The sequence below is a fragment of the Psychrobacter sp. TB20-MNA-CIBAN-0197 genome (genome assembly GCF_040309765.1).
Lineage (GTDB): Bacteria > Pseudomonadota > Gammaproteobacteria > Pseudomonadales > Moraxellaceae > Psychrobacter > Psychrobacter submarinus.
Genome location: NZ_JBEOPC010000155.1, coordinates 1 through 387, shown reverse-complemented (window position 1 = coordinate 387; position 387 = coordinate 1). Strand labels below are relative to the sequence as shown.

At 64.3% G+C, this 387-nt stretch carries 1 pseudogene; it reads left to right on the top strand.

Annotation, left to right across the window (positions count from 1 at the left end):
- Positions 1–387, top strand: a pseudogene (locus AAEY83_RS13090) (hypothetical protein); the annotation flags it as partial.

The following is a 387-nucleotide window of genomic DNA, read 5'->3' as shown; positions in this document are numbered from 1 at the left end:
ACCTGGAGCTGGACACTAACCTGGCCGGCGGCCGCGACAACACACTGCAATCGGTGGTCGATCGCTGCCAGACCGCCATGGGCAGTCGCTTGCTCACTCGGTGGTTGAATCGACCGTTGCGCGATCTCACAGTGCTGCTCGCCCGCCAGACGTCGATCCGCTGCCTGCTCGACGGCTACCGTTTTGAAAAGCTGCAACCGCAGCTCAAGGAAATCGGCGACATCGAGCGGATCCTGGCGCGAATCGGTCTACGCAACGCGCGACCACGTGACCTCGCGCGTCTGCGCGATGCACTCGGCGCGCTGCCCGAACTGCAAGTGGCGATGACCGAGCTGGAAGCGCCGCACCTGCAGCATCTGGCGGCCACCACCAGCACCTATCCAGAAC